The 26,862-nt window shown below is 34.3% G+C and carries 28 protein-coding genes and 1 pseudogene; 25 read left to right on the top strand and 4 right to left on the bottom strand.

Translation table 11 applies throughout. From position 1 onward, the window contains the following. The first annotated feature begins 128 nt into the window (after positions 1 to 128). The 5 genes from KFD70_RS00990 (at position 129) to KFD70_RS00970 (ending at position 4,059) form a co-directional block, all read left to right on the top strand. Positions 129 to 854: an ABC transporter ATP-binding protein gene (locus KFD70_RS00990; RefSeq protein ID WP_336452614.1), complete on the top strand. Its 726-nt coding sequence runs from the start codon at positions 129 to 131 to the stop codon at positions 852 to 854. Further along, complete coding sequence (locus KFD70_RS00985) at positions 832 to 2,028, top strand: ABC transporter permease (RefSeq protein WP_336452613.1); 1,197 nt, start codon at positions 832 to 834, stop codon at positions 2,026 to 2,028. Before KFD70_RS00990 ends, KFD70_RS00985 begins: the two co-directional genes overlap by 23 nt. 280 nt (positions 2,029 to 2,308) lie before the next feature. Continuing rightward, positions 2,309 to 2,884: a YpjP family protein gene (locus KFD70_RS00980; protein ID WP_336452612.1), complete on the top strand. Its 576-nt coding sequence runs from the start codon at positions 2,309 to 2,311 to the stop codon at positions 2,882 to 2,884. Between the two features lie 133 nt (positions 2,885 to 3,017). Beyond that, a complete protein-coding gene (locus KFD70_RS00975; protein WP_336452611.1) occupies positions 3,018 to 3,650 on the top strand; it encodes an HAD family hydrolase in 633 nt (210 codons plus the stop codon). Between the two features lie 22 nt (positions 3,651 to 3,672). Beyond that, entirely contained in the window at positions 3,673 to 4,059 is a 387-nt protein-coding gene (locus KFD70_RS00970; RefSeq protein WP_336452610.1) for a VOC family protein, read from the top strand. A gap of 55 nt (positions 4,060 to 4,114) precedes the next feature. Here KFD70_RS00970 and KFD70_RS00965 read toward each other — a convergent pair whose 3' ends face one another. Further along, the gene (locus KFD70_RS00965; protein ID WP_336452609.1) at positions 4,115 to 5,572 is read right to left on the bottom strand and encodes a serine hydrolase; all 1,458 of its coding nucleotides are present in this window, start codon (positions 5,570 to 5,572) and stop codon (positions 4,115 to 4,117) included. 254 nt (positions 5,573 to 5,826) lie between these two features. Between KFD70_RS00965 and KFD70_RS00960 the strand changes: the two genes are divergently transcribed. The 5 genes from KFD70_RS00960 to KFD70_RS00940 all read left to right on the top strand — a co-directional run bounded on the left by KFD70_RS00960 (position 5,827) and on the right by KFD70_RS00940 (position 11,156). Continuing rightward, positions 5,827 to 6,783 carry a thymidylate synthase gene (locus KFD70_RS00960; RefSeq protein WP_336452608.1) on the top strand — a complete coding sequence of 319 codons (957 nt, stop codon included), beginning with the start codon at positions 5,827 to 5,829 and terminating at the stop codon, positions 6,781 to 6,783. Between the two features lie 20 nt (positions 6,784 to 6,803). Then, positions 6,804 to 7,292: a dihydrofolate reductase gene (locus tag KFD70_RS00955; protein WP_336452607.1), complete on the top strand. Its 489-nt coding sequence runs from the start codon at positions 6,804 to 6,806 to the stop codon at positions 7,290 to 7,292. A 187-nt stretch (positions 7,293 to 7,479) separates the two neighbouring features. After that, a complete protein-coding gene (locus tag KFD70_RS00950; protein ID WP_336452606.1) occupies positions 7,480 to 9,465 on the top strand; it encodes a penicillin-binding transpeptidase domain-containing protein in 1,986 nt (661 codons plus the stop codon). A 224-nt stretch (positions 9,466 to 9,689) separates the two neighbouring features. Then, on the top strand, positions 9,690 to 10,325 hold the full coding sequence (locus KFD70_RS00945; protein ID WP_336452605.1) for an FMN-dependent NADH-azoreductase: 636 nt from the start codon (positions 9,690 to 9,692) through the stop codon (positions 10,323 to 10,325). Positions 10,326 to 10,436: 111 nt separating this feature from the next. Then, positions 10,437 to 11,156 (top strand): lysophospholipid acyltransferase family protein, encoded by a 720-nt coding sequence (locus tag KFD70_RS00940; protein WP_336452604.1) that lies wholly within the window; start codon positions 10,437 to 10,439, stop codon positions 11,154 to 11,156. A 34-nt stretch (positions 11,157 to 11,190) separates the two neighbouring features. On the opposite strand, the gene trhA is transcribed toward KFD70_RS00940, so the two are convergent. Then, a complete protein-coding gene (gene trhA / locus KFD70_RS00935; protein WP_336452603.1) occupies positions 11,191 to 11,847 on the bottom strand; it encodes a PAQR family membrane homeostasis protein TrhA in 657 nt (218 codons plus the stop codon). Between the two features lie 192 nt (positions 11,848 to 12,039). Between trhA and tatA the strand changes: the two genes are divergently transcribed. The 4 genes from tatA to KFD70_RS00915 all read left to right on the top strand — a co-directional run bounded on the left by tatA (position 12,040) and on the right by KFD70_RS00915 (position 14,412). Next, positions 12,040 to 12,207, top strand: a complete 168-nt coding sequence (gene tatA, locus KFD70_RS00930) for a twin-arginine translocase TatA/TatE family subunit (RefSeq protein ID WP_017149723.1) — start codon at positions 12,040 to 12,042, stop codon at positions 12,205 to 12,207. A gap of 74 nt (positions 12,208 to 12,281) precedes the next feature. After that, complete coding sequence (gene tatC, locus KFD70_RS00925) at positions 12,282 to 13,010, top strand: twin-arginine translocase subunit TatC (RefSeq protein WP_336452653.1); 729 nt, start codon at positions 12,282 to 12,284, stop codon at positions 13,008 to 13,010. A gap of 154 nt (positions 13,011 to 13,164) precedes the next feature. After that, positions 13,165 to 13,416, top strand: a complete 252-nt coding sequence (locus KFD70_RS00920) for a DUF2535 family protein (RefSeq protein ID WP_336452602.1) — start codon at positions 13,165 to 13,167, stop codon at positions 13,414 to 13,416. Positions 13,417 to 13,569: 153 nt separating this feature from the next. Next, entirely contained in the window at positions 13,570 to 14,412 is an 843-nt protein-coding gene (locus KFD70_RS00915) for a DegV family protein (protein WP_336452601.1), read from the top strand. 211 nt (positions 14,413 to 14,623) lie between these two features. Here the strand turns inward: KFD70_RS00915 and KFD70_RS00910 are convergent, their stop codons facing one another. Beyond that, positions 14,624 to 15,601 carry an MBL fold metallo-hydrolase gene (locus KFD70_RS00910; RefSeq protein ID WP_336452600.1) on the bottom strand — a complete coding sequence of 326 codons (978 nt, stop codon included), beginning with the start codon at positions 15,599 to 15,601 and terminating at the stop codon, positions 14,624 to 14,626. Between the two features lie 354 nt (positions 15,602 to 15,955). Here KFD70_RS00910 and KFD70_RS00905 point away from each other — a divergent pair, with 354 nt between their 5' ends. After that, positions 15,956 to 16,540 (top strand): SCO family protein, encoded by a 585-nt coding sequence (locus KFD70_RS00905; protein WP_336452599.1) that lies wholly within the window; start codon positions 15,956 to 15,958, stop codon positions 16,538 to 16,540. A 52-nt stretch (positions 16,541 to 16,592) separates the two neighbouring features. On the opposite strand, the gene KFD70_RS00900 is transcribed toward KFD70_RS00905, so the two are convergent. Continuing rightward, positions 16,593 to 17,060 carry an Hsp20/alpha crystallin family protein gene (locus KFD70_RS00900; protein ID WP_336452598.1) on the bottom strand — a complete coding sequence of 156 codons (468 nt, stop codon included), beginning with the start codon at positions 17,058 to 17,060 and terminating at the stop codon, positions 16,593 to 16,595. Positions 17,061 to 17,277: 217 nt separating this feature from the next. Between KFD70_RS00900 and asnB the strand changes: the two genes are divergently transcribed. The 10 genes and pseudogenes from asnB (at position 17,278) to KFD70_RS00850 (ending at position 26,651) form a co-directional block, all read left to right on the top strand. Beyond that, on the top strand, positions 17,278 to 19,179 hold the full coding sequence (asnB, locus tag KFD70_RS00895) for an asparagine synthase (glutamine-hydrolyzing) (RefSeq protein ID WP_336452597.1): 1,902 nt from the start codon (positions 17,278 to 17,280) through the stop codon (positions 19,177 to 19,179). A gap of 93 nt (positions 19,180 to 19,272) precedes the next feature. Further along, complete coding sequence (locus KFD70_RS00890) at positions 19,273 to 19,632, top strand: GNAT family N-acetyltransferase (protein WP_336452596.1); 360 nt, start codon at positions 19,273 to 19,275, stop codon at positions 19,630 to 19,632. Between the two features lie 40 nt (positions 19,633 to 19,672). After that, positions 19,673 to 20,002, top strand: a complete 330-nt coding sequence (locus tag KFD70_RS00885) for a hypothetical protein (RefSeq protein WP_336452652.1) — start codon at positions 19,673 to 19,675, stop codon at positions 20,000 to 20,002. Between the two features lie 99 nt (positions 20,003 to 20,101). After that, entirely contained in the window at positions 20,102 to 21,097 is a 996-nt protein-coding gene (locus KFD70_RS00880; RefSeq protein WP_336452595.1) for an N-acetylmuramoyl-L-alanine amidase, read from the top strand. 462 nt (positions 21,098 to 21,559) lie between these two features. Then, positions 21,560 to 22,522 carry an ABC transporter substrate-binding protein gene (locus KFD70_RS00875; protein WP_336452594.1) on the top strand — a complete coding sequence of 321 codons (963 nt, stop codon included), beginning with the start codon at positions 21,560 to 21,562 and terminating at the stop codon, positions 22,520 to 22,522. 183 nt (positions 22,523 to 22,705) lie between these two features. Further along, positions 22,706 to 22,933: pseudogene (locus tag KFD70_RS00870) on the top strand (MerR family transcriptional regulator); the annotation flags it as partial. 15 nt (positions 22,934 to 22,948) lie between these two features. Then, the gene (locus KFD70_RS00865; protein ID WP_336452592.1) at positions 22,949 to 24,106 is read left to right on the top strand and encodes an RNA-guided endonuclease InsQ/TnpB family protein; all 1,158 of its coding nucleotides are present in this window, start codon (positions 22,949 to 22,951) and stop codon (positions 24,104 to 24,106) included. Positions 24,107 to 24,265: 159 nt separating this feature from the next. Next, positions 24,266 to 25,141, top strand: a complete 876-nt coding sequence (gene dat / locus KFD70_RS00860; RefSeq protein WP_336452651.1) for a D-amino-acid transaminase — start codon at positions 24,266 to 24,268, stop codon at positions 25,139 to 25,141. Between the two features lie 96 nt (positions 25,142 to 25,237). Next, the gene (locus KFD70_RS00855; RefSeq protein WP_336452591.1) at positions 25,238 to 25,885 is read left to right on the top strand and encodes a nitroreductase family protein; all 648 of its coding nucleotides are present in this window, start codon (positions 25,238 to 25,240) and stop codon (positions 25,883 to 25,885) included. A gap of 277 nt (positions 25,886 to 26,162) precedes the next feature. Next, positions 26,163 to 26,651: a hypothetical protein gene (locus tag KFD70_RS00850; RefSeq protein ID WP_336452590.1), complete on the top strand. Its 489-nt coding sequence runs from the start codon at positions 26,163 to 26,165 to the stop codon at positions 26,649 to 26,651. Positions 26,652 to 26,862 lie beyond the last annotated feature (211 nt).

Here is a 26,862-nt window from a genome sequence, read left to right as displayed (position 1 = left end):
CCAAAACTTATTTTTTCCTGCTCTTGATATTAATATTTAATATATTAGATATGCAGAATGATATTTTAAAAGGAAATATGTTATGATTTTCCTGGGGTTTATTGTAAATAGAAAAGAGGGGAAACGATTTGTTACAAGTCAATATTCGCTCAGCGGGTTATGAAACAGGAGAAAAAACAATCCATGATATAGCTTTTTCAATTAAAAAAGGTGAATTAGTTGCTCTTATCGGTGCCAATGGTGCTGGGAAAAGTACGACAATTAAGTCAATGCTTGGTTTGCTTGCAAATATGGATGGAGAAATTTCGTTTGGTGAAAAAGAGAATCCGTATGCATATGTGCCAGAACACCCAACCTATTATGATTATTTAACACTATGGGAACATATTGAATTGTTAATGGCTGCACGTGGGTGTGAAGTAGGGAGCTGGGAGGAACGTGCACGGGAGTTTTTACATACATTTCGAATGGAAAAGCATAAGCATGAATACTTATCAAAGTTTTCAAAAGGTATGAAACAAAAATCAATGTTGATTTTGGCGTTTTTAACGGAACCGGACTTTTATATTATTGATGAACCGTTTATTGGATTAGATCCAGTAGCAACACGAGAATTTTTAAATTTCTTATACAAAGAGAAAGAGCGTGGAGCAGGTATTTTACTTTGTACACACGTATTGGATACAGCCGAAAGAATATGTGAGCGATTTTTACTGATTTCACAAGGTACATTATTAGCAAATGGAAATCTACAAGCGATTCAATCACTAGCGGAAATGCCAGATAGGCCATTATTAGATTGTTTTGATGCAATCGTAAAGCGGGAACAACATGATGAAACAACAGTTTTATAAAAGGTTACGTCATGAATTGCGGAGAAAATGGAAATCGATTCGCTCTGTAACTGATTGGACCATCGCATTATATTTTATCGTTCCAGCACTTATATTTAGTGGGATTTATTATCGTTCGTTATGGACAAGAGAATTATCTGAAGAAGAACCGGCTTATTTTTTATTAGGTTTGTTTGTGTTTTTCTTTGTTACATATTCAAGAGGGATGCGTTCGTTTTTTGAGCAAGCAGATAGCCTGTTTTTAATTCAGCATCCAGTTCATATGCAAAAGTTAATGAAATATGGCATGGTATACACATGTATTCGAATAAGTATAACAAATATCATTGTAGCGCTCATTATGTTACCTATATTGATTAAGAGTATAGATGCATCCCTTTTGCAAGTTGTATTATTTTGGCTGTCCTTTACCGCTTTTCGATGTATGTTATCACTATTGGTAAGATATATGGATGTACGTGGAGGTAAGCGGTGGATATTATGGATTGTAAAGATTATCGTATTTTTTATTAGTTTCATTTGTTTGGGAAGTGGTGTGTTTTTAGGCTTCAAACAACCAATGTATTCAATACCATTTATCATATTATTAATTTTAATTAGTATAGTTTTGATAAAACAAAAAATGAATTATCAGCGTTTCTTTTTTAAAGAAGTTGAAAAAGAAAAGGAAGAAGGAATGCGCTGGACGATGGAAATTATGCATTTCAGTGGTCAAACAACAAAGCCAAGTAATAACGCGAGACCATGGTTATTTCCACGTTCTAAGCATATATTGGGAAAGAAATCTGATTCACGTATCATTGAATCATTTTTAAAGGAGTATTTTCGATCAGGTGCTTCTCTAAGTTTTTATATAAAAATTATTTTTTTGAGTGCAACATCAATAAAAGTAACACCATGGTGGATTACACTTATTATTATTGTATTTTCGGGCGTTGCTATTGCACGTTATTCTGGTGACCAATGGAATGAATTTGCGAAAAAAATGTTCCTTCAGTTATATTGTGAACAAGGGAAGTTATTATTGTTAAAAGGAAGGGCCACGATGTGCTTGTTTATTCCAGCTGTTTTCATTTATGGAATAGTTCTACTGGCACAGTTTTATTTATTGCCAGCCATCATCATTAGTATCTTATTATTAATAGTAATAGGATGGATTGTATTTTTGCCATAGAAAAAGAGCCGGAATGGCTCTTTTTTAGTCTGTAATGGACTGATAAATAAAATATAAAAGAACAAAAATGCTCACGACGGAGTACATGACATCTAAAGTCATTAAAAATCCTCCTCATCATTGTTTTACTTATATGATATGAAATCTTACTATTCCATATTCAAATGAAAAAAATATGAAAGTTAATAAATTTGTAAAGTGCAAAAATTAGCATCATTTTGTATAATAGAAGAAACAACGGTTATAAAAATATAAGTAGTGAAAGAGGAGGGAATGAAAAATGCCAAATTGGTTTAGAAAGACGTTAGTCGCATTAATTACTGTATTTACATTTGGCTTAGTGACGCCTCCTTCTATTTTGCTTGATAATGCAAAAGCGGACAAGCCTACAAGGCAACAAAATTTGGAGCAGCCGTCCTATACATATGAAGAAAATCCCGAGAGATTAACCGCCGATACCTTTATCACCTATGCAATGCAAGAGGCTGAAAAACAATCTATGCAAAAGTTCGGTTCTAAAATTGGACCTGTGATTGAAGACGAATTTAAAGATATTATTTTACCTAAAATAGAAGAGGCAATTGCGGAACTTACAAAAGATGTACCTGAGGAGTCGTTACAGTCATTAGCAATTTCACAGAAACCAACAGGTGGCAATAATGAAAAGATTTTTCATGTATATGATACAAAAACAGGAAACGATTTATTGCGTTTTCATGTAAGGCGCGATCATCCACCGCAAGATGGATATTATTTTAATTTCCATTACCATCGCTTTGATGATGGGTATACAGCTCATCATGAGCTTGGAGATATTTATTGGAATACGAATATGCCGCCGAAATGGCTGTCTTAATGAAAAAGAACAAGGGTAATGACCTTGTTCTTTTTTTGTTGTATAGATGTGAAAATTAAAGGGAAAAGGGATCTTAATAGCGAATGAAATAGGTTTAGAGTTGTTTAAAAAAGAGAATAAGGGAGTATTCATTATGTTGAAATATGTTGTGTTTGATTTTGATGGTACATTAGTAGATTCACAAGATATATTTGTTCCAATTTATAATCAAATTGCTGAGAAACATGGGTATAAAAGGGTAAAGGAAGAGGATATCGAACCTTTACGAAAATTGTCTATTGCAAAGAGATGTAAACAGCTTCATGTACCTATGTATAAACTTCCTTTTTTAGCAGTAGAGTTTTATAAGTTATATCAGCCTGCTATTAAGGATCTTGTTTTGTTTAATGGAATGAAGGAAGTACTAGATGAATTACATAGAAAAGGTTATGAAATAGCGATTATATCATCCAATTCAGAAGAACATATTAAAGCGTTTTTACATAAGAATCAAATAGAAAATATTGATGATGTTTTTTGTTCGAAAAATTTGTTTGGTAAAGATAAAGTTATCAAGAAATTTTTAAAAGAAAAAAAGTTAACAGAAGCTGATATGTTGTATGTTGGTGATGAACAACGAGATATTGTTGCGTGTAAAAAAGTTGGTGTGAATGTGATATGGGTTGGATGGGGGTATGATGTGATGGAAACGGTGAAAGAAGATTCCCCAGATTATATGGTAAATACACCGAACGAGATTTTACATGTAGTTGAGTCTGTTTATTAAAATGATAGAAGGGAAAAAAAGGATGGAGCAGTTTGAACCAGGTATCCATCATATTGAATTTTGGGTAGCTAATTTAGAGGAATCCATCTGTTTTTACAGTAGGTTATTCGCTATCATTGGTTGGAAACAATTGAATAAAATTTCATTTAGTACGGGGAAGAGTAAAATACATTTTAAGGAAGTGGATGAAAATATTGTAAGTACACTAGGGCCGAGACATATTTGTTATCAAGCTGTTAGTAGAGCTATAGTAGATGAGGTCGCTGATTTCTTACAAGATGTACAAGCGAAGATGATTCGTGGACCGATCGAGATGAATCATTACTCGGATGGATATTATACGGTGGATTTTTATGAACCGAATGGGTTTGTAGTAGAAGTCGCTTATACCTCTAATGCGGAAATGTGAGGAGAATAGAGGAAAGCATAGATTTCCTCTATTCTCATTTTAAATCGTTGTGTTGTCATTTAATTTTCGTAAATGTAAGAGGCTGCGTGCTTAACATAGCTGGTACATGTAATTGGATTGTTTGGAATTGCCCTTTTATATCCATCTCATAAGCAAGTAACACCTTCATTTCTATTTGGAATAAGTCAAGCGTCGCAGAGAACATATCGTAGTGATGATGCTGTAGTGGGACTTTCATCTCTGTAAATTGTACATATAATTCTTCATGTTGTTTATATATTTCTAATGTTCCATATGCAGGGTGTTCGAATGTACCAGTGTAATCTTTGAATGGATGAGAAGGTATAGTCTCTTGTATTTGATCTGGAAGTGATTGATTTACCTCTTTCATCATTTCTTTCAATTTATCAGTGTCTTCTATAGCGCGCTTATGCCAATCAATTGTTTCTAATCCAAGGAGCTCGTCATAGATTTGATTTGCGAGATAACTAGGGAGTAATGTACTTCCCGAGTTCGTTAATATGACAAGGCCTATATTTTCTTTTGGAATGAACGAGACAAGTGCCGTAAAACCATCAATATTTCCGCCGTGATGAATCACTTTATAGCCACGGTAAGAACTAATAAACCAACCAAGACCGTAACTATTTACTGGTGATTCAGGAGGGGATAAAAGTGGTTGATCAGGAATTGTATTGTGCGGTGTATACATTTGTTCTAGTAATTCAGAAGATAGTAATTCATGATCTCCTGTTTTTCCTTGATTAAGATGGAACAGTACCCAATTCGCCATATCTTCAATTGTGGAATTAATGCATCCAGCAGCTCCTACTGTATCAATATTACGGAATGGCACCTCTTTTATTTCTCCATCTTTCTCAACGTAAGGTAATGCATAGTCATTCGTATTTTGTGAGTCTGTAACAGAGAAATTCGTTTGTTCCATTTGAAGTGGTTCTAAAATATGTTCTGTTACGTATTGTTCCCATGTTTGATTTGTAATGCTTTCTACAATATAGCTAATTGTTGCATACATTAAGTTGTTATATAAGAAAGCAGTGCGAAATGGTGCATCGAGTGATAAATGCTTTATTTTTTCAACGATATCCTTTCGGGTTAAGGAAGAGTTGTACCAAAGGGCATCGTGACGACTTACCCCCGAGCGGTGGGAGGCTAAATCCCGTGCTGTAATTTGAGAACTTGCAAATACATCGGATAAAGAGAATGTAGGAATATAAGATTGAACAGGAGTATCCCAATCAAACTTTTTTTGTTGTGCTAATAAGCTTAGAGAAAGTGTACCAAATGCTTTAGTAGCAGAGCCGATTGCGAAGCGTGTTTGAGGTGTAACAGCTTCTTTTTTCTCTACATTACGATAGCCAAATCCTTCTGAAACAATAACTTTCCCATCTTTTATAATCGCTACAGCAGCTCCTGGAACATTTAAATCTGTCATCATTTTTTCAATTGTTGTTTGTAGTGTGTTAATAACAGGAGTTTCAATTTTAGACATGTTTCTAACCTCCAAATATTATTTTATACTTCCGCACTATACTTTCTTTGATAAGGAGTGAAATACCTTTTAAAAGATGAAAAGTTAAGAATTTTGTAAGATTCACTGAAATGGATATTCTATATTAGATTTCTGTTAATACTTACTATGTAGAAATTTTTTAATAATAGCTTTTATTAATTTTGTTATGTATTGAAGTTTTTTATGATAAACTCCATATAGGAAATAGATGTGAAAGAGGGTTTTTCTTACATATGAAACATGCTGAATATGAATACTTAAATTTGTGCCGCCATGTGATGGAACATGGTACAAAAAAAGAAGATCGTACAGGAACAGGAACTGTATCTGTATTTGGACATCAAATGCGTTTTGACCTTAGCAAAGGCTTCCCTTTATTAACGACAAAACGGGTACCATTCCGCTTGGTAGCTAGTGAACTTCTTTGGTTTATGAAAGGTGATACAAACATTCGTTATTTACTTCAAAATAACAATAATATTTGGAATGAATGGGCGTTTAAAAGTTGGGTAGAAAGTGATGTATACGAAGGACCAGATATGACAGACTTTGGACTTCGTTCGCAGCAAGATGAAGAGTTTAAGAAACAATATGACGAGCAAATGGAAGTCTTTAAAAAGAATGTACTAGAAGATGATAATTTTGCAAATCAATATGGTTATTTAGGAGACGTGTACGGCAAGCAATGGCGTGCATGGAAAACAACAGCTGGGGAAACAATTGATCAATTAAAAGATGTAATTGAAATGATTAAAAAAACACCAGATTCTCGTCGCTTACTTGTTTCTGCTTGGAATCCGGAAGATGTGCCAAGTATGGCACTTCCACCGTGTCATACGCTATTCCAATTTTATGTAGCAGACGGAAAACTATCATGTCAGTTATATCAACGAAGCGGTGATATTTTCCTTGGCATTCCATTTAATATTGCAAGCTATTCATTGTTAACACATTTAATCGCGCATGAATGTGGTTTAGAAGTAGGAGAGTTTGTTCATACGATTGGAGACGCGCATATTTACACAAATCATTTTGAGCAAGTGGAAAAACAATTAGCGCGTGAACCACGTCCATTCCCAACGCTAAAATTAAATCCAGATGTAAAATCTGTTTTTGACTTTGAAATGGAGGATTTAACGTTAGAAGGTTACGATCCACATCCTGCAATTAAAGCGCCTGTCGCAGTGTAAACGCAAAAGGAGATGAAAATATGATTATTTCATTTATGGTCGCAATGGATGAAAATAAAGTCATCGGTAAGGATAATGAATTGCCATGGCATTTGCCAAGTGAATTGCAATATGTTAAGAAGACCACAATGGGGCACTCACTTATTATGGGAAGAAAAAATTATGAAGCGATTGGAAGACCACTTCCAGGAAGACGGAATATTATCGTAACACGTAATATGAATTATCATGTAGAAGGTTGTGAAATTGCGCATTCTGTAGAAGAAGTTTTTGAGCTTTGCAAAGATGAAGAAGAAATTTTTATTTTTGGTGGAGCGCAAATTTACGAATTATTTTTACCATATGTAAACAAGCTTTACATCACAAAGATTCACCATTCATTTGGAGGGGACACATTCTTCCCAGAAATGAATATGAAAGAGTGGAAAGAAGTTTTTGTAGAAAAAGGCGTTACGGATGAAAAGAATCCATACACATATTACTATCACATATATGAAAAACAACAATAATTACAAAAAGATTGATGTGGGGATGTTCACATCAATCTTTTTATTTGGATAACAAGATAAAACTTTATGAATGAACTTTTTTGATGATATAATGGTAGAGGTTGTAAGTTTTAGTAGCCTAGGAAAAATTCAAAAAAGAAAGATTTATATTTATTATTTCTTGGCTTACCTAAAGGAGGAGAATCGGTTGAAAAAACTATGGGGGCTGCTTTTTCTTTGTTTCACACTCATTCTAGTAGGGTGCGGTAAAGAAGAAAAGCCAGCACAAGCATTTGATACATATGCAAAAGCATGGAATAAACAAAAATTCGCAGATATGTATGACCAGTTATCAGAAAATGCGAAAAAATCTATTTCAAAAAAAGATTTTACAGAGAAGTATGAAAAGATTTATGCAGGTATTGAAGCTAAAAATCTAAAAGTAGAAACAGAAAAAATAAAAGAGGATAAAGAAGATAAAGGATTAGTTCCTTTTAAAGTAAGTATGGATACAGTAGGTGGGAAAATTGCCTTTTCACACGAAGCGAAGCTTGTGAAAGAGAAAGATGGAGATAAAGAATCTTGGAAAATAGATTGGACTCCAGATTTCATTTTTCCAGGCATGAAAAAAGACAGTAAAATACGTATGCAAACGTTCCAAGCAAAGCGCGGGGAAATATATGATCGCAATGAAAAAGGGCTTATAACAAATGGAACGGCATCTGAAATCGGAATTATTCCAGGACAATTAGGAGAGGCTGCGCCGCAGACAAAAGAAACGGTAGCGAAACTACTTAGTATGTCTGTAGAAGAAATTGATCAAAAGCTTGCAGCTAAATGGGTAAAACCAGATTATTTTGTGCCAATCGGCATTTTACAAGAAGGTGCAACGCAAAATGATTATATTGATTTGCCAGGAGTTTCATCTCGCCCAGTAAAAGTTCGTACATATCCATTAGGAGAAGCGGCAGCACATTTAACGGGATATATGGGAAAAGTAAATGCGGAAGATTTAAAGACCCTTCAGAAAAAAGGGTATCAAGCAGATGACCTAGTTGGCAAAGCTGGTTTAGAGCAAGTATTTGAGGAGAAATTACGCGGCGAAAAAGGTGGCCGTGTCTTTATGGAAGATGCAAACGGAAAAGAAATAAAAGATTTAGCAAAAAAAGAAGCAAAAGATGGGGAAAATATTACTTTAACAATTGATAGTACCGTTCAAGAAAAAATCTTTAACGAAATGAAGGGGGAAGCTGGTTCAAGTGCAGCGATCAATCCGCAAACGGGTGAAACACTTGCGCTTGTAAGTAGCCCTGCATACAATCCAAATGTAATGGTAAGAGGTGCATCCAAAGCACAACGTGAAGCATGGAATAATGATCCGAAAAAGCCAATGACGAATCGTTTTACGCAAACATCTGCACCTGGTTCTGTATTTAAAGCAATTACAGGTGCAATTGGTCTAGAAACAAAAACAATTGATCCAAAAGAGGAATTGAAAATTGAAGGATTACAATGGACAAAAGATTCTTCATGGGGAAATTATTATGTGACACGTGTAAAAGATGCGAGTCCAATTGATTTTGATAAAGCAATGAAGTTTTCTGATAACATTTACTTTGCGCAAGAGGCAATAAAAATCGGGAAAGATAAATTTATGAGTGAAGCGAAGAAATTTGGATTCGATGAAAAATTACCAATTGAATATCCATTCCCTGCTTCAAAAATTGCAAAAGATGGTATTAAAAATGATATTCAAATGGCTGATACAGGGTATGGACAAGGCCAAGTGTTAATGACACCTCTTCATTTAGCATTAACGTATGCACCAATTGTAAATGAAGGGAATATACCGTCTCCACACCTGATTAAAGATGCTAAACAAGCTAAACCTTGGAAAGAAAATGTGATTTCTAAAGGAAACCAAGATATATTAAAAAATGCGTTAACAAAAGTAATTAACGATGAAGATGGAACCGGGAAAATTGCTAAAATTGATGGAATGACTCTTGCTGGAAAAACAGGGACAGCTGAGTTAAAAGAATCAAAAGAAGCAGATGGAAAAGAACTTGGCTGGTTCGCTGCTTTTGATGTTAATGCACCAAATATGATTGTTACGATGATGATTGAAGATGTAAAAGGCCGAGGTGGAAGTAACGTACCTGGCGAAAAAGTGAAACATGTTTTTCAAAAGTAATACTTAAGAAAAGCTAGCTTTTAAAGAGCTAGCTTTTTTGGTTGAGTCATAAAATGTGAACATTTTATGAAAAGATACAGTAGGTTTATTTACTTACGAAAAAAAAGTGGCTATTTTTATTGACAGAAAAAGAATGTTTTTGTATTATGCTTACATAAGGTAAGTGATTTACTTTTTAATGAAAAATCTCAAATTAAAGATATTTGCTAAGGGAGAGAATGAAAATGACAAAAGTACTATTTATTACAGCAAATCCAAATTCAGTAGAAGCATCTTTCGGTATGGCAGTAGGAGAAGCTTTCATTGAAGCGTATAAAAATGAACATCCACAAGATGAAGTGGTAACAATTGATTTATTTAACACAACTGTACCAGCACTTGATGCAGAAGTATTTGCAGCTTGGGGTAAATTTGCAGCAGGTGAAGGTTTTGAAACATTAAGCGAAAGCCAACAACAAAAAATTGCAGCAATGAACACAAACTTAGAAACATTTATGAATGCAGATCGTTACGTATTTGTAACGCCAATGTGGAACTTCAGCTATCCACCAGTAGTAAAAGCATACTTAGATAACTTATCTATTGCAGGTAAAACATTTAAATACACTGAAAATGGACCAGTCGGTTTATTAGAAGATAAAAAAGCACTTCATATTCAAGCTACAGGTGGCGTATACTCTGAAGGACCATATGCAGCAATGGACTTCGGTCGCAACCACTTAAATGCAGTATTAGGATTTATGGGTGTATCTGATGTAGAATATCTTGCAGTTGAAGGTATGAATGCAAATCCTGAAAAAGCACCAGAAATTAAAGAAGTAGCAATTACAAATGCACGTGAATTAGCAAAACGTTTCTAATATAGAAAACTCAAAAATGTCCAAACGCTTGTCGTTTGGACATTTTTTCTTCTTTTTCCTTCGTTTGTCTAGTATAATGAATGACGGAATGAGAATAGGTGGGGGTTCTATATGATTCAAACGTTTTTTAAAATCTTTTATTTAATTTTAATTGTAATTGGTATTACACCGAGGTTATGGCGTATAAAGCGTAAAGCACATATGATGTCGCCGCAAGAGAAAGATCACCTCGTGTATAAAACAACAAACTGGTTTGGTAAGAAAATGGTTCGTGTAGCTGGTTCGACTGTACAAGTAAATGGACTTGAAAATGTACCGAAAGATAAGCCGGTACTTGTTGTAAGTAACCATCAAAGTAATATGGATATTCCAGTTTTACTTGGGTACTTAAATAAACCAATTGGATTTGTTTCAAAAGCAGAAATTAAGAAATTTCCGCTTGTGCCAACTTGGATGGAATTGATGAATTGTGTGTTTATGAATCGCAGTGATCGTCGTCAGTCTCTTCAAGCTATTAAAGATGGTATTGAACTTTTAAAGAATGGTCATTCGATTGTAATTTTCCCAGAAGGAACGCGCAGTAAAGGCGGTGAAATAGGAGAGTTTAAAGCAGGTAGTTTTCATCTTGCCGTAAAATCTGGTGTCGCAATTTTGCCAGTAACATTAGATGGTACATATAAGATGTTTGAAGCAAATGGAAATCGTATGAAGCCTGCGCAGGCGACTGTAACCATTTCAAAACCAATTATACCTGAGCAATACGCAGGTATGGATATAAAAGAATTAACGCAGTATACGAAAGATATTATTGCAGCTCAACTACATAAGTAATAAAAAAATCTCAGCTTGGACAAGCTGAGATTTTTTATGCAACAGGCAATACATAAAATAATACGCAGAAAAACATCATTGCGCTACCACCTAATACAAAAAGGTGCCAAATTGCATGATTAAAGGGCAATTTTTCCCAAAGAAAAAATATCGCTCCTACGGAATATAGAATCCCACCGATTAACAATAGTGAAAATCCGTGCCCCGTTAAGTTTTCATAAAGTGGTTTAATAGCGACAATAATGAGCCATCCCATAATGACGTAGCACAGTGTGGACATTTTAATAAAACGGCGTACAAAGAAAATTTTGAAAATAATTCCACCGATAGCAAGCGCCCAAATAATTGCAAGTAAGGTCCAGCCAAGTGGGCCACGCAGTGTGATAAGTAAAAACGGTGTATATGTGCCAGCGATTAATAGATAAATAGCAGAGTGATCTAAAATTGTAAATAATTTTTCTACTTTTGGATGATGGATGCTATGTAGCAATGTTGAAAATAAATATAGTAGAAACATGCTTACACCGTAAACAGTAAATCCAACAACAGCAGAAGCTGTGCCATGCTTTGAGGCATGAATAATTAATATAACTAAAGCAGGGATACTTAAAATGGCACCGATACCATGGGTAATCGCATTGGCAATTTCTTCTTTTACAAATCTTGTCATCCGCGTTACTTTTTGAGTCATGAGTCGAATCCTTCCTCACATGATGAAATAAGATGTATTTTCTTTTACAATATCATATGCAAAAGAAATAGAAAATGAAAATTGTTTAATTGATTATATTTTTGAATTTTTTTGACAAAAGGCAGCGGATACATTGACGTTTACAAACTTTTTTGACAAAATGAAATTAAGCGACAATAAGGGGGAAGAAATATGCCAATGAACATTGGATTTCCAGGTTTAATATTAATTTTGGTACTCGCTTTAATTATTTTTGGTCCTAAAAAGTTACCTGAAATTGGACGAGCATTTGGAGAAACGTTAAAAGAATTTAAAAAGTCTACAAAAGGATTGCATGATGATACAGAGGGAAAGAAATAAGCTTAACTAGATTGTTTTGAGTTTATGGCTTTCAGTGAGTGGGGAATGTGGTGATAAGAGTGGACAATCAAGAAATGAGTGTTATAGAGCATCTTGGTGAGTTAAGAAAGCGACTCATTATAACAGCGCTGACGTTTCTGATTTTTATTGTCATTGGCTTTTCGTTTACGAAAGAAATATATAATTTTATTGTAAAAGATTTAAATATGAAATTAACTGTTTTAGGCCCGAGTGATATTTTATGGATTTACTTTTTGATAGCGGCTGTTTTTTCGATTGTATGTACAATACCAATTGCCGCACTACAAATTTGGTTGTTTGTCAAACCAGCATTACACCAGCATGAGCGCAAAATGACGATTCTTTATATACCGGCATTATTTTTATTGTTTATTGGCGGGCTTTGCTTCGGCTATTTTCTGATTTTACCATTTGTTTTGCAATTTTTAATGAGTCTCGGTGATGATATGTTTCAAACAATGTTTACGACGGAAAAGTATTTTTCATTTGTGATGAATATGACTGTACCGTTTGCCGTGATTTTTGAACTTCCCGTCGTTGCCATGTTTTTAACAAGCATAGGGGTTCTCAATCCGATAGCACTTCAAAAAGTGAGAAGGTATGCATATTTTATTTTAATTGTCATCGCTATTTGTATTACACCACCAGACTTTATTTCTGATTTTTCAGTAGCGGTACCTCTTCTTGTAATTTATGAATTAAGTATTACAGCATCAAAGTTTGTTTATAAAAGGAAAATAAAACGAGAAACGAATACAGAATCAAAAAGTGCCTCATTATAAAGGCACTTTTTTTATTTATTTGTTATACTATATCTGTAATCGTATACAATATAAAGAGGAAAAAAATTATAGAATCTCCGAAATTTAGACAAACTTTTCACCGTAGTAAGTTTATACTGAAGTTATAAATCCAATAAAAAAGAGGATTGATATCGTGATCATGAAAAGTTTTTATTTCACTCATTCAACAGGGCATTGTGTCAAAATATTTGAAATCCCTGTCCTACAGGCACAGCATCCGTTAGCATTTCTAATTCAGTCACGTCTTCAACTATTTATTGCTAAAATTCAAAAACAAAAACAACCGAGATTTTCATACTCTTTTCGTGAATATTTACAAAGTTGCTTAAAGTGGAATGATTATTCGAATGTATATCAAACAAATTCACTTGAAAAAAATGCATAATCTAAAATAGAGACAGGGCGAGCGTGCTCTGTCGTTTTCTTTTTGTACATAAAAACGAAAGAAATTTGCCGAAAATCGCTTCAAACTGTTGAAAGCATTGTGAATACTAGTATAATAACAAGGAGAGCGTATTGGAAAGGGAAGAAGTAAAATATGCAAAAAATTAAAATTGTTACAGACTCAACGGCAGATTTATCACAAGATGTGATTGAGAAATATGATATTCATGTTGTACCATTATCTATTTCTGTGAATGGACAAACATACTTAGACCGCGTAGATCTGCAACCGGATGAATTTATTGAAGAAATGGCGAAATCGGAAGAATTACCAAAGACTTCACAACCGGCTATGGGCTCAATTGTAGAAATGTATAATAAATTAGGTGAAGATGGAAGCGAAGTACTTTCTATTCATATGACAGGTGGAATGAGTGGTACTGTTGCAACGGCAAATAGCGCTGCATCAATGACAGATACAAAGGTAACAGTTGTTGATTCGCAATTTATTAGTCATGGTTTAGCATATCAAGTAATTGAAGCTGCAAAAATGGCGCAAGAAGAACGCTCATTAGAAGAAATTTTAAAACGTATTGATGAAGTAAGAAAGAATACGCGTTTATATGTAATTGTAGATACGTTAGAAAATTTAGTGAAGGGTGGACGTATCGGAAAAGGAAAAGCATTTATCGGTTCGTTATTAAATATTAAACCGATTGCAAGTCTTGAAGATGGCGTATATAACCCTGTAACAAAAGTCCGTAGCCAAGGGCAAATTGTAAAAACACTAGCGAAATTATTTGAACAAGATACAGCTGGGAAAGTAGTAAAAGCAGTTGCGATTCCACATGCAAAAGCACTTCCATTGGCAGAAAGCGTAAAGGCAGCTGTGGAAAAAGTTAGTGGATTTACACAATCAGAAATTTTTTATACAACTCCAATTATAAGTACTCATACAGGACCAGGAGCAATTGGTTTTATGTATTTAGCAGAGTAAAAAAAAGCTACTTGAATGAACCATTCAAGTAGCTTTTTTTTACTCATATAGAAAATATGAGATGAGAAGGGTAATAAAGGCGCTTCCGCTAATGATATAACGTGTTTGTAAGTATTTTTCCATGAAAAACACCCTTTTCATTTTTCTTTCCCCCGCGATTTGCGGGCTGATTAAAGTTTCACTTTATATAATGTATTTTCAAAGGGAGTTGTTATACATAAAAACGCTCTGACGTTTGTTTGTGTTCTTCTTTCTTACCTGTTGATGGGATAGAAGTATACGTTTGCCCAAGAAACAATACGTGAAGTTGTTCCCAAGGTAACATACGTAAATTCCAATTATTACGAAGTCGTGTAATCGCCTCTCTAGGTGTCTCATCAGCGAGTGCAAATGTACCGTAATGCATTGGGATGAAATGCGTTGCTTTTACATCTAAAAAAGCTTGCACTGCTTCCTCGGGGGAAACATGTGATACTTTCATAAACCATTCTGGCTCATAAGCGCCAATAGGCATTAAGGCAATATCAATAGAAAATCGAGAACCTATTTCTTTAAATCCTCGGAAATAGCCACTGTCCCCACAAAAATAAATTGTTTCATCTGTTGTACCATTATTGATAACCCACCCACCCCAGTGAGAAGTATTCATATCGAACAATGATCTTCTTGTCCAGTGCTGCGCTGGGACGAAATGAAAATCGACATCATCAATTTTTGTAGATTCCGACCAATTATATTCTTCTACGCGCATAAATTTTTTTCTTGTAAATAATTTTTTTAATCCAGTAGGTACTAAATAGAGAACATCCGAATTTAATTGACGAAGTGTGGAAAAATCCAAATGATCATAATGACCGTGTGAAATAAGGACAATATCAATCTTGGGTAATTCCTGTAATGTAAGGCCGGGACTCGTTAGTCTTGGCACAAGCTTTATTTTTTTTGACCATACTGGATCCGTTAAAATGTTGAGCCCGTTCGTTTGTATAAGGAATGTCGAGTGACCTATCCATGTAATCGTTGTTTTTTCAGTATTTGTTCGTAAAAATTGAGCATGCTTGACAGGTGATTGTTCTACTAGATAAGAGAAATCTTTCTTGCTTTGTTTTCGTTCTTTACGCCAACGTAAAAATGAGCGAATAGTTTTTTTTGTACTAATATTATCCATGTTCTCATAGCGCTTTGCCATGAACATCACCTCATTTGAAATCTTTGTAGTTGTATTGTACCGAAATGTTGTTAAGGAAAAAAGTGAGAAAAATTGATTGACGGTTAAAAGAATGTAAAAAATAGTTTGGGTATCTTTACAAAGTAAAAAACTGGGAGTGGCTTATTGAAAATTGTTATGTAAAGAGCTAAGAAGGAGATAATATTAGTAAATAATGAAACGTTTGTCTAGTAATTCGCTCAAAGATTGGAAGTGACATACCTAAATTCGTACGATTTCGTGAACAATTAGGATAAACAATTTTCTCATAGTGTTTACTTTTGTTATGATAAACATGTCATACATAACTTAAAGAAAGAGAAGAGAGGTTTGAAAATGAAGCGTTATCAAAAGCTGATTGGTCTCATAGTTGTTTTTTGCTTCTTTATACTTGCAGGATGCGGCTCAGGATCAAAACTCCGTAAACCATTAAATTGGGATTTAGAAACTTTTCAATACATAAATCAAGATGGTAAAAAGTTTGGAACAAAAGATTTAAAAGGGAAAGTATGGGTAGCTGACTTTATGTTTACAAATTGTCAAACGGTTTGTCCTCCAATGACTGCTAATATGGCAAAGCTACAAAAAATGGCGAAAGAAAAAAAATTAGATGTTCAGTTTGTTTCGTTTAGTGTAGATCCTGAACTTGATAAACCAGAGAATTTGAAAGCATTTATACAAAAGTTCACAGAGGATACAAGTAATTGGAACTTGTTAACAGGTTATTCATTAGAAGATATTAAGAAATTTTCAAAGGATAATTTTCAAGCGCTTGTAGATAAACCAGAGAATGGGCAAGTTATCCACGGAACATCGTTTTACTTAGTCGATCAAGAAGGCAAGGTAATGAAAAAGTATAATGGAATTAGCAAAACACCGTATGAGGACATTTTACGTGATATGGAGCGACTCTTGAAATAAAAGAAGGATGCTGAGCATCCTTCTTTTTATATATGGGGAATAAATATAATGATTAATCTATGGATAAAATATCGTGCTGTTGCGGAAGTTTTGGAGCGCGGATTTCTAAAATGCCATTTTGATAAGAAGCTTTTGCACTTTTTTTCTTAATTAAATATGGAAGTTTAATCGTGCGAGAAGCTCCTGACATGGATCGTTCACGACGATAGTAATTATGTGAAACTTCATCTTTTATTTCTTCTGTGATATCTTCTGTAACAGAGATTTTTAAGTATTCACTTTGAATTTCTATTTGAATTTGCTCCTTTTGAACTCCTGGAAGTTCTGCTTTTATGACCAGTTCGTCGCCAGCTTCATATAAATCGACAGGAAATGTTAATAAACGGTTTCCTTTTTGGAAAAAGTGATTCATATCTGCAATTACATCACGTAGTGGCGTTTGTTCAAAAAAATCATCAATTTGTTTTAAGTAACTACGAATTGGTGGACGAGACGAAGAATCTTTTTTTTCATCACTCATGTTTTTGCCTCCTAGAAATCAATTTGCAATATCATATGACAAATGTGTGCAAATGTGAGTGCCTATTTTTCATGTTTGCTCAAAAAAATTGGGTAAAATGTGAAATGGAGTGATTTTTTTATAGTTTTTGTCGCCATATTGAGTTGATTATGCTAGTATAAATAGGGTTGATATAGTAGTATAGAAACAGAATGAAAACTGAAAGAGGGTAAGAAGTATGTGTGGTTTTGTAGGATGTTTATGTGAAAACCCTAGAGAGTTTTCAGAAACAGAAAAACATCAATTTGAAAATATGAACACGATTATTTTCCACCGCGGTCCAGATGACGAAGGATATTTTCGTGATGAACATGTACAATTTGGCTTCCGCCGTTTAAGTATCATTGACTTAGAGGCAGGACATCAGCCACTAACTTATGAAAATGATCGATATGTAATTATTTTTAATGGTGAAATTTATAACTATGTAGAATTACGTGAAATGTTACTTGAAAAAGGTGCAACATTTGCAACGCAATCTGATACAGAAGTTATCATTGCACTCTATGCACATATGAAAGAGAAATGTGTAGATTACCTTCGCGGTATGTTTGCATTTATGATTTGGGATCGTGAAGAAAAGAAACTTTTCGGTGCACGTGACCACTTCGGTATTAAGCCTTTATACATTGCTCAGCAAGGTGATACTACTTTCTTCGCATCTGAGAAGAAAAGTATTATGCATGTAATGCAAGATAAAGGAGTAAATCCAACTTCACTGCAACATTACTTTACGTATCAATATGGGCCAGAACCAGAAACATTAACAACTGATATTAATAAAATTGAGCCTGGTCATTACTTCGTAAAAGAACTTGGAAAAGAAATGGGAATTCATCGCTATTGGAAACCTTATTTCAACGCTTCAAGTGCAACGAAAGAGGAGCACATTCAAGCGATTCGCGATGTATTATATGATTCTGTAAAAGTGCATATGCGTAGTGACGTACCAGTAGGTTCATTCTTATCTGGTGGTATCGATTCATCTATCATTGCTTCTATTGCAAGAGAAATGAATCCAAATCTTTTAACATTCTCTGTTGGTTTCGAACGCCGTGGCTTCAGTGAAGTTGATGTTGCAAAGGAAACTGCAGAAAAACTAGGTGTAACAAACCATAGTGTCTTCATTACAGCAAAAGAATTCATGAATGAATTCCCAAAAATCATTTGGCATATGGATGATCCTTTAGCCGATCCAGCTGCTGTACCATTGTACTTCGTAGCAAAAGAAGCTCGTAAGCATGTAACAGTAGTTCTTTCTGGTGAAGGTGCAGACGAGCTGTTTGGTGGATATAACATTTATCGTGAGCCAAATTCTTTAAAAATGTTCTCTTATATCCCTACTCCAGGGAAAAGTGTCTTAAAAGCATTAAGTGGTGCCCTTAAAGAAGGATTTAAAGGGAAAAGCTTCTTAGAGCGTGGATGTACACCAATTGAAGAACGTTACTATGGTAATGCGAAAATCTTCCGTGAAGAAGAAAAAGCTGAATTAATGAAGTATTACAATGAAAGTGTTAACTACATGGATATCACGAAACCATTGTATAATGAAATTAAAGATTATGACGATGTTAGCAAAATGCAATACATCGACATGTTCACATGGCTACGTGGTGACATTTTATTAAAAGCTGATAAAATGACGATGGCAAATTCATTAGAACTTCGTGTACCATTCTTAGATAAAGAAGTATTCGACGTTGCATCTAAAATTCCAACAGAATTAAAAATTGCAAACGGAACGACAAAAGCAATTTTACGTGAAGCAGTACGTGGAATCGTGCCAGATCACGTATTAGATCGTAAAAAGCTTGGCTTCCCAGTGCCAATTCGTCACTGGTTAAAAGATGAAATGCATGACTGGGCTGTTAATATTATTAAAGAAAGCAAAACAGAGCATTTAATCGATAAACAGTATGTATTAAACTTACTGGAAGCACACTGTGCGGATAAAGGCGATTATAGCCGTAAAATTTGGACAGTACTTGCGTTTATGGTATGGCATCAAATTTATGTGGAGCATAAATACGATACAAATGAGTTTCATGAAGAAACAAAGCGCGCGTATAGCTTAGTATAAGTAGGAAAACCTTAAGATTGTATACGATCTTAAGGTTTTTTTCATAAATATGTATCGTGCTCGATACAATAAGAATAAGAGGGTGGACAAAATATGATTACGTTTGAAAAGGTGAATACAGAAACCAAAAAAGTCGTAGAAGAAATGTTTGCTTCTCACTGTTTAAATAAGAAGGAAGTTCAATATTGTATAAAAGTTGATGATACATATATTGGCGTAATAGATTATATTGTGCAAGGTGAACATGCTATATTGTCTAATTTAATTATTCATTTTGATTACCAAGGTTACGGATATGGAACAAACACTTATTTTACATTGGAAGAAATGATGAAGCATAGAAATATAAAGCATATTCAGGTGTTACAAAGAGATAAAACGGAACAAGCTAAATCATTTATAGAGGGACTCGGCTTTATATTGAACGGTGAAATATACATAAAACGCTTATAGAAGGAAAGAAATGAAATATAAGGCAGGTGGATGTATGACGATGACGTCTGGTTTTTTACTAATAGGGGGTTGTTTTGTAGTAGCTGAACTATGCCAAATCTTCATTCGGAAAATGATGCGTAAAAAGCGTAAACCGTATGAATGGCAATACATTCCGGTATTTTGTATTCTGTTTTTTACTCTGTCTCTATTACAAAATGTGATTCACTTTTCGCCGATGTTAAACATCTTTTTGAAGTTTGGCTTAATATATAGTGGTAGTGGAATGACTATTCTATTTGGTTTATTTTGCATACGGCATGTTCATTATCAGTCATACATATTTATTTTAAATTGGCTCAATCGGGACGATGGAAACCGCCTTACATAAGGGGGTTTTTTGTTTGGAACCAATTTTTGATGTTATACATAAAATAAAATAGGACGAGCATAAATATCAGCTCTAGTAAATATAGAAAGGAAAGGATATATGAAGTTAGTTATAGATGCAGGTCACGGTGGATACGATTCTGGTGCTGTTGGAAACGGTTTAATTGAAAAAAATCTAACACTTCAAATTGCTAAACGTGTTCGAGATATATTACTTACAAATTATACAATTAATATTAAAATGACACGTGATAGTGATGTGTTTATCTCATTATCAGAACGTGCGAATGTTGCGAATGCCTTCGGGGCAGATTTTTTTATCTCATTTCATATTAATAGTGGTGGTGGAACAGGTTTTGAAAGTTATATTTATAATGGACTATCAAATACCAGTTCGGCAGCAGCCAAACAACAAAAGATGCATGCAGCCGTTAATCCTGTTTTAACGAAATACGGTTTGCGTGATCGTGGTGCGAAAAAGGCCAATTACGCAGTACTAAGAGAAACAGCTATGGATGCTTTATTAACAGAAGCAGCTTTTATTGATACCACCTTTGATGCAAACTTATTAAAAAATCCTCAGTTTATAGAAGATTTATGTCAAGCATATGCAAGGGGAATTGCTGCGATTTTAGGATTAACGGCAAACCCAAACCCACCAAATCCACAGCCACCAAATCCAACACCTCAAACGAAAGGGGTAGCCTATATTCGTGGGAAGAATGTGAACTTAAGAAGTGGTCCATCAACATCATCCTCCGTGATTCGGCAATTAAATGCTCCAGAATCGTATGTAGTTTATCAGGAAAGTAACGGTTGGTTAGATTTAGGAGCAAATCAATGGATATATAACGATCCATCGTATATTGATTATGTGAAATATGGAAATAGCGATGGTAGTCCGATTGGAGTGGCAAATATTCGCGGAAAGAATGTGAATTTAAGAAGCGGTCCATCAACATCATCCTCAGTAATCCGTCAGTTAAATTCTCCAGAATCCTATTTAGTATACGTATATCAAAATGGTTGGTTAAACCTTGGAGGAAATCAATGGATTTACTATGATCCATCTTATATCGAGTATAATCAATATTAAAATATAAAAGATTAGCAATAGAATCGAATGAAACCCTGCCTGGAATGTCTTGTAAACAGAAGAACTTAAAGGGAGGGTCTTTTTGTGAAAAATAATTTTATCCCGCACTAACGGGCAGTAATACTCCCACCTCAAAATTCGGCGGGAGCAAAGAAGTTAGGTGGGAGATAAACTGCCCGTAAAGGCCCGATTGGTTCAACTAATAATCAATAATCAGTGGGGGATGAGGAAAACCCCCACTGATTAAAGTTTCACTTTATATTCTAATATAAATCTTAGACTTTTTATATACCCACTTATTTTTCATATTTGTAGTGTTCATGGGTAAGGTGAAATTATATTTATGTTGAAGAAATTAAGAAAATCTATTCTAGAAAAATTTTTGAAAATATATTGACAACTTTAAGTCTATACATTAACCTTTAAAATGTTAATGATAATCAATTTCACCTAGGAGGAAATATGATCCGAACTAAAAATATGTTTATTCTCTGCATTGTAATGTTAATGGTTATGATTGTAGGGTGCAGTAAAGAAGAGAAAAAAGAAACAAATGCAGCAGCAAAAGGAAAAGATTCGTATGTAATTAAGCATGCAATGGGAGAAACAACCATTAAGGGTACACCAAAAAGAGTCGTTGTTCTAACAAATGAAGGTGCTGAGGCACTTTTAGCGGTAGGAGTTACACCAGTTGGTTCTACAAAACCAAGAGCTGGCGATGAATGGTATCCACACTTAGCAAAAGAATTGAAAGATACACAAGTTGTAGGAACAGAGCGTGACGTTAACTTAGAGGCGATTATGAAACTAAAGCCTGATTTAATTATTGGGAATAAAATGCGTCATGAAAAGGTATATGAACAATTAAAAGAGATCGCACCTACTGTTTATGCTGAAACACTACGCGGGGATTGGAAAGAAAATTTCACGTTATACACAAAAGCAGTAAATAAAGAAAAAGAAGGCAACAAAGCCTTGGATGATTATAAAAAGCGCATTGAAGGGTTAAAAGAGAAACTAGGAGATAAAGTAGATTCTAAAGTTTCTATTATTCGTTTCGTTCCAGGTGACGTTCGCATTTATCAAAAAAATTCATTCTCGGGTGTTGTTTTAAATGATATCGGATTTAAGCGACCACCGCTTCAGGATAAGGATGATTTTGCGATAAAGGGTGTTACAAAAGAGCAAATTCCGAATATGGATGGGGACTACTTATTCTATTTCACATCTGATAAAGATGCTGACAAAAATAATGAAGGAAATACAATAGCGAAAGAATGGACAGAAGACCCACTCTTTAAACAATTGCAAGCTTCAAAAAATAATAAAGTATTTGAAGTAGATGAAGTCATTTGGAATACAGCAGGCGGTATTAAAGCTGCAAATCTTATGTTGGATGACATTGAAAAATACTTTCTGAAATAAGTATAGTAGAGTAAAAAACACATCGCTATTTAAAGGTGATGTGTTTTTTATATTTGGAAATAACAGAAAATTCTTTCTGTTAAACAAAGAGAAGTTGTACAATGAAATTAATAAAAAGTAAAGGAGGTGTAAACAGTAGTCAGAAATATAAACAAATGCAGGTATAAGTCGTAAAATGTATTTATGAGACAATATAAACCCCAAGAATTTTCAGAATTGATTAATGTGTCTGTACGAACGTTGCAAAGATGGGATAACGAAGGTGTATTGACGGCTTACCGAAATCCAAAAGGAAGAAGGTATTATAGTGATAAACAGTATAAAGAATATATGGGTATTCAAGAAGAAAATAAAGTAGGTAATACCGTCATTTACACAAGAGTATCTAATCGAGGACAAAAAGAAAATGTCGGAGGATAAAGAATTATGAAGAAAGCATACTTTATTGAGATCAAACCGACAACTGAACAAATTGCCAAAATACATCAAACTATTGGAGTGTGTAGGTATGTCTATAATTTATACATTTCGAAAAACAAAGAGATGTATGAAAAAGAAGGTAGATTTTTAAGTGGCTATGACTTCTCTAAATGGTTGAACAACATTTATACAAAAGAGAAAGATTTCTGGATTAAAGAAGTATCTAGCAAAGCGGTCAAACAAGCAATTATGAATGGAGATAAGGCTTTCCAGAGATTCTTTAAGGGTCTATCTAGATTCCCACGCTACAAGAAAAAGAAAAATCAAGATGTGAAATGTTATTTTCCTAAAAACAACAAAACAGATTGGACAGTAGAAAGACATCGAGTAAAAATCCCTACGATTGGGCGGGTGCGATTAAAAGAATATGGTTATATCCCAAAAGATGCAGTTATAAAAAGCGGGACAGTCTCTCAAAAAGCTGGAAGATATTATATGTCTGTGATTTGTGAATTGGAAGAAACAAAATCAAAATCACCACTCAATAAATCGGGCTTAGGAGTCGATTTAGGAGTCAAAGATTTTGCTACTCGTAGCGATGGTGAAGTCCACACAAATGTCAATAAAATAATAAAAGTAAGAAAATTAGAAAAGAAATTAAAACGTGAACAACGCTCTTTATCACGAAAATATGAAAATCTAAAAAAGAGAGGTGAAAAATCTGTTACTAATAAAAGAGCGAATATAAACAAAAACATTTTTAGAGTGCAAAAGCTACATGCTCGATTAGCGAATATCCGATTGGAGTATGTAAAATCGGTTGTGAATGAATTGGTGATAACCAAGCCGATGTATATCACAATCGAGGATTTGAATGTAAAAGGTATGATGAAGAATAGACATCTATCTAAAGCAGTCGCACAACAATGTTTTTACACCTTTACATCATGGTTATTAGCTAAATGTAAGGAACGTGGCATTGAATTGCGCCAAGTAGACCGATTCTATCCTTCTTCTAAGCTATGTTCATGTTGTGGTCATAAAAAAGTGGATTTAAAATTATCTGACAGATTGTATACATGCGATTGCGGACATGAAATGGATAGAGATTTGAACGCATCAATTAACCTTTTATACGCAAAAGAATATACGACTCTAACATAAATAGAACGTATATATGTACGGTGGGCTACATCGGAATTTACGCCTGTGGAGTGTTATATCAAACTGTGGTAGCGAGCATTGGGCAAAACAGGGCACAAAGAAGCAGGAAAACTCTAAAAATGTACTTTTGTCTATGTTTTTAGTAGCAGTGGAGAAATGGTGAAAGGTGTTCATAAAGATTGGATTTTGTTTAATGGAAGAATTGTAAATACGAAGGAAGAACAGCCAATGGTTGCATTAGAAGAGAGAGGACTACAATTTGGGGATGGAATCTATGAAGTATTTCGTTTATACAACGGGAAACCTCATTTACTAGATTTACATATAGAGCGATTTTTTAAATCTATGAAGGAAATTCATCTTGTTCCACCTTTTACTAAAGAAGAATTAATTGAGCAACTTCAGCAATTAATTGAAAAAAATCAATTTCAAGAAGATGGGAATGTGTATATTCAAATTTCAAGAGGTATGCAGCCTCGAAATCATGTATATGAATCAAATTTAGTGCCAGCTTATTTCGCAAATATCGTTTCATTCCCCAGACCAATATCTGTAATGGAAAAGGGAATAAAGGTAACAGTGGAAGAAGATACTCGCTGGAAATTTTGTCATATCAAATCTTTAAATCTTCTCCCTAATATTATGATTAAGAATAAAATTAATGAAGAAGGGTATCAAGAAGCGATATTAGTTCGAGATGGGATTGTAACGGAAGGTTGCCATTCAAATTTCTTTATTATAAAAAATAATAAAGTGATTACGCACCCGGCAGATCATTTTATTTTACATGGAATTACTCGTCATCATGTCATTTCATTAGCAAAAGCTCTACATATTGAAGTAGAAGAGCGAGAGTTTTCATTACAAGAAGTATATGAGGCAGATGAATGTTTCTTTACAGCAACACCTCTTGAAATATTTCCTGTTATTCAAATAGGAAATGAGCAATTTGGTAATGGAGAAAGAGGAGTAATTACAAAGAAGCTACAAGCTGCTTATGAGGAGAGTATTGCGTCTTTAAAAGTAATGAACTGAATGTACAAGGAAAATGAAGCTGGTATTCCACCAGCTTTTTTCATGATATAATCGAGTGTAGGATGATTTTGAAAACGCTATAAAAGGGGATTGTATATGAAATATGAAGCATTTAAAGAAGTGATTCATGGAAGACGTAGTGTTCGGAAGTTTACTGAACAAGAAGTATCAGTTCATGACATAGAAGAAATTATCGATTGCGCTCGATATGCTCCAAGTGATACGAATTCGCAAACATGGGAATTCATTATAATTATGAATCGAGGTAAAATTAAAGAAATTGAACAAATGACATGGGATGCTTTACATAAATTGGCTGCACAAGCAGCGGAAAAAGGCGAAGAAAAAGCAGGTAAATTACTTACGCGTTCATTTGGACCATACGCAACAGCTTTTTCTGATGCACCGGTTTTAATCGTATGCTTAGCTACACCATACGAATCAAAGTTTCGCGAAAAAATATTTGATCCAATTGACTTTGTTCCAGATTCAGTATGGGAAGAAGAGGGGATTAAGAGTAGCTGTTTAGCTGCACAAAATTTAATGCTAGCAGCACATGCAAGAGGACTTGGGACTTGCCCAATGACAGGGCCTGTGTTATTAGCTCAAAATGACTTGCGACAATACTTACAAATTGAGCCTGAAAAACAAATCAATATGGTAATTTCACTCGGTTACCCGAAAGACCAGCCGAAAAAACTTGCTCGAAAAGAAGTTGAAGCGATTACAAAATTCATTTTTTAGGATGTTGTGTAAGAAATTAGAAAAAGACATTGGGCGCACCAATGTCTTTTTCTAATTTCTCTAGAAGGGAATATTTTTTGCTAATAATGGGCTAAAATGGAGAATAAGAAGGAATTTCTAATTATTTCTTGAAAAAATTAATGATGTTAAAAAAGAAAATATGGTACAGTAATGGTGAACAGAATGTTTGTTCACGAAAGTTTAAAAAACTGAATTTAAGATAGATAATTATCTTTGTATAATAAATGAAAGAATAAATTTACAGGGGGGATGAATTTTGAAGAAATTCATAATCGCTGGATTGTCTGCTTTGTTATTGATTGGGTGTGGTGTTTCAAATGAAAAAGAAGAAACCCAGCCTGTAAAAGAAGAACAGGTTGTACATGCAAGTGATGAGAGTATAACTCCTTTTCCAGAGGGGGCAACTCCAATTGGTGAAGGAAAGGTCAAGGTGATTACACCGGATGGTACTTCTGAAGATGGAAATATACCGACTGTATTTGTAAAGAAGGATGCTCTAATTCAGCAAGTTGAATTAGAACTTACTAATTTTCAAAACGATAAAGAGACATTTGTATTCGTAGATAATATATTTGAAGATAAACATCATGTTACGAGCATGACGCAGACAACAGTAGAATTAAAACAAAAAACGTTAGAGGCAGGGTATCACACAATAACTGCAGTTCAATTTGAAAATAATGATCCATTAGGAAAAGTTATTAACTTGGTACAGACTAAATTTGAAAATAAACCTGCACTTTAAAATAGACTGACAGGTTATACGTAACAAAAAAGCACATTACTGGAAAAGTGAATAGTTCCGATTTCGTGGAGAAATATTGTAAATAGCATAGCAATTAGCAGACCAAATCACATATTGATTTGGTCTTTTTTCATCTCACGTTATATCAACAACTATTGTCATTTTGCTGTTTAGGTTACCAAATGGATTGTGAAGCGAAAGAGCTTTACTG

This window comes from Bacillus pfraonensis (assembly GCF_050768835.1).
Lineage (GTDB): Bacteria > Bacillota > Bacilli > Bacillales > Bacillaceae_G > Bacillus_A > Bacillus_A pfraonensis.
This window is presented reverse-complemented; position numbering and strand designations above follow the sequence as displayed.